This is a genomic window from Planktothrix sp. FACHB-1355, assembly GCF_014748295.1.
Lineage (GTDB): Bacteria > Cyanobacteriota > Cyanobacteriia > Cyanobacteriales > Aerosakkonemataceae > Aerosakkonema > Aerosakkonema funiforme_A.
On the sequence record NZ_JACJUP010000848.1, the window covers coordinates 1 to 3222 of the forward strand.

Consider the following 3222-nt stretch of genomic DNA (forward strand, 5'->3'; position numbering starts at 1 on the left):
GATTCTCCTGTGAGCTTGTAACCGACTTGAGTTGTGGGATATCCTAGATTATCTAATACTTGATTGAGATAATTCCATCCCAAATAATCTATTATTTGATTGGTGGCAATGTTGCTACTCCGGGCAATCATTTCCGTCAACAAATATCGGAAAGTATAAGATTTACCCGCTTTGATGGGTGAATAATCTTCTTCAGTAAAGTTGCTGGTGTCAACATAGATCGTTCGATCCAAACTCATGTTATTTTGGGATAATTTTTGCAAAAGTGCGATCGCGATCGGAACTTTAATTAAACTGGCGGCACTTTGCGGCGGTCGATCGCCTTGATAGCTCCAACATTTTCCCGAAATTTCGCACACTGTAATTCTGGCTGAATTAAGGCCGCTATCCGATGCTATTTTCGCCAGATTTTTTGATGATGAAAACTTGATAACAGCCTTTTTATTGGAGTTGTTATTTTTAGTTTTATATGCTAAATAAGGGAGGGATTTCGCTATAGCGCAGGGTTGTATATGAATGGGCGAAACAACTTCTTTGGTAGAAGAAACGAAAATAGCATAACTAGCAAGTGCTGCTGGGGGAGGGGTAACTCCCATGATGCTAATTAGAATTGCCAAAGATTGTCCAGCTAGTTGGTAGGGCACGTATTTTTCTCCTTTTACACCACAGAATTATCGATTTCTTTTTTGTCTTTCTACCATACAGTTGCTGGTGTGGTGGGCATTGCCCACCCTACGAGAGGGGAAATTGTGAGTGAATATTCCACCGACTGCCGTCATGAATTAGCAGAGTTAGCTTATCGGCAAGAAACTCATATTGTAACGATCGCTCCTGGAATTCCGGCCATGCAGCATGAAAGTTCTGTCGTGTCAAGTCTTTGAAGGCAACCGTCATGTGAGGGGCAAAAGGGCGTTTTTTGGAGACAGGATCTACAATACTCAAAGATGTTTCCATACGAGCCATCAAGTCTTTTTGTAAAGATAATAGTGCGGGCGTTTTGAGAACATTGATATAAATGACTCTGGGCGGAAAAGCTGCAAATCCTGATAATGTAATGGGTACTGCTTGTTGCGTACTGGCAAAACTGCTGAGTGATTCTAGCAAAGTCGGGACTGAATCGATCGCATATTCAAAAGGCGGTTGCAAGGTAATATGCGGGGGAGACTTTTGGGCATGGCGGCTATTGTAGCGATCGGCAAAATATTGCTTAATCTCATTAGCTCGCGACTGCATTTCCTGGGGCGGTAGAAGTGCGATGAAAAATCTTTTTTTTGATTTGTCCATAATAGTAGAATTACAAATATCAGAGAAACTGGGTTTCTTGGGGCGCTCCAGATAAATTCGGCTTGGACAATTAAAGAAACCCGGTTTCTTACTGCGCCAAGCGAACATTAGCACAAAAAGGATTAATTGGAATGCCTTGGTTTGTCAAAATCGAACAAGGAATTGTCGATAAACCTACGTTTGACAAATACGTACCCGCACATAAAGCTTACGTACAAGATTTGATTGCCAAAGGACATCAGGCGCGTAGCGGGTACTGGGCGGAACGCGGCGGCGGAATGCTCCTATTCCAAGCGGCTACGATCGAAGAGGCGCGAGCGATCGTATCCCAAGATCCCCTAGTGAAAAATGGCTGCGTTAAGTACGAACTTCACGAATGGCGAGTCGTAGTCGAGTAGTCGGTGAAGGATAAGAGTAATTTGGCCAATTACTAAAAAAAGCAATCATTCGCAGATTTTCAGCCCAAATTATTGCTTGGCAGAAATCCTATTTCTACATCTGTGGCATCTTGTCAAACTTGGGCAGTTGTGGGTCAGTATAATCCCAAGCGGGAGCGTTCGCCGCAAAAATGACCATGCTGGGTTGGAAAATAGAAGGATCGTCTAAGCTACTGGCGCTAATCGCACCCATTTCCGGAAAGCCAGAAGACTCAGCGTAGATGGAACAACCGCAGTTGGGACAAAAACCGCGCCGCACCATATTCCCACTCTCACCCTGCGATTCGTAGAACTTGAGTTCACCGGAGATTTTGACAGCAGACCTGGGGACAGCTAACTTGGAACTGTGACCTGTGGCGCTGGTTTTGCGACAGTCAGAACATTGACAGTGCATGGCGGCGAAGGGGGATGCCTGACATTCGTAGCGCACAGCCCCGCACAGACAGCCACCGGAGAAAACCTCGGTCATCTCAAAAATCCTCTTGTCATTCTAGCGATTGTTTTTTCCCTTCTAGTTTGTACGATTCAAAATGGGAAATAGGGAAAATTTAAGAGAAATCTCAAATAGACAGTTTCGCTGATTTTCCCCAGCCCCCTATTGTTCGATAAGTAAGTGCTGATGGTTTTCAGTATCATGGTCATCAGGGGTAAGAATTGAGAAACCCTTTGATAAAGAGGAACGAACTACTGTGCAGCCTACGGATGCTACTAAATTTACCGATAAAGCTTGGGAAGCCATTGTCAAATCGCAAGAGGTGCTGCGTCGCTATCAACATCAGTATCTGGAGGTAGAACATTTAGCGATCGCACTTCTGGAACAAGAAGGACTGGCACACCGCATACTCAATCGCGCCGGCATTGACTCCGCCCGTCTGGTGTCCCAACTTGAATCTTATGCAAAATCACAAACCAGAATCGTTGCTAAGAGCGATGATATATACCTGGGCAAAAACTTAGATGTATTGCTCGATCGCGCTGAGTCGGCAAGGGTATCTTGGCAAGATGGGTATATTTCTGTCGAACATTTAATCATAGCCTTTGCTGAAGACGATCGCATCGGTCGTCGGTTACTCAAACCTTTCGATACAGATGTCAAAAAGCTGGAAGCTACTATCAAAGCGATTCGCGGCAGTCAAAAGGTTACCGATCAAAACCCGGAAAATCGTTACGACGCCTTAGAAAAGTACGGGCGCGACTTGACAGAACAGGCAAAAGCTGGTAAACTGGACCCCGTAATCGGACGGGATGATGAAATTCGCCGCGTGATTCAAGTGCTATCGCGCCGGACGAAAAACAATCCCGTGCTGATTGGAGAACCGGGAGTTGGGAAAACTGCGATCGCAGAAGCTTTAGCTCAGCGGATCGTTAACGGCGACGTACCGGAATCTTTGAAAAATCGCAGATTGATTTCCCTGGATATGGGCAGTTTGATTGCCGGTGCCAAATATCGGGGAGAATTTGAAGACCGCCTGCGATCGGTATTGCGGGAAGTCACCCACTC

Annotated in this window: 5 protein-coding genes; 2 read left to right on the plus strand and 3 right to left on the minus strand. The window is 45.3% G+C overall.

Annotated elements, in window-relative coordinates; genetic code table 11:
• Together H6S82_RS25875 and H6S82_RS25880 are read right to left on the minus strand one after the other, a co-directional pair.
• The coding region (locus tag H6S82_RS25875) for a serine hydrolase (protein ID WP_191056930.1) at window positions 1–644 on the minus strand (644 nt) is incomplete at its 3' end.
• An 88-nt stretch (window positions 645–732) separates the two neighbouring features.
• Window positions 733–1284 (minus strand): 2'-5' RNA ligase family protein, encoded by a 552-nt coding sequence (locus H6S82_RS25880; protein ID WP_190471073.1) that lies wholly within the window; start codon window positions 1282–1284, stop codon window positions 733–735.
• A 131-nt stretch (window positions 1285–1415) separates the two neighbouring features.
• On the opposite strand from H6S82_RS25880, the gene H6S82_RS25885 reads away from it, so the two are divergent.
• Complete coding sequence (locus tag H6S82_RS25885) at window positions 1416–1682, plus strand: YciI family protein (RefSeq protein ID WP_190471076.1); 267 nt, start codon at window positions 1416–1418, stop codon at window positions 1680–1682.
• Window positions 1683–1776: 94 nt separating this feature from the next.
• On the opposite strand, the gene H6S82_RS25890 is transcribed toward H6S82_RS25885, so the two are convergent.
• Complete coding sequence (locus tag H6S82_RS25890) at window positions 1777–2190, minus strand: GFA family protein (protein WP_190471078.1); 414 nt, start codon at window positions 2188–2190, stop codon at window positions 1777–1779.
• Window positions 2191–2410: 220 nt separating this feature from the next.
• On the opposite strand from H6S82_RS25890, the gene H6S82_RS25895 reads away from it, so the two are divergent.
• Window positions 2411–3222, plus strand: an 812-nt coding sequence (locus tag H6S82_RS25895; protein ID WP_191056931.1) for a Clp protease N-terminal domain-containing protein, incomplete at its 3' end; no start/stop codon positions are given.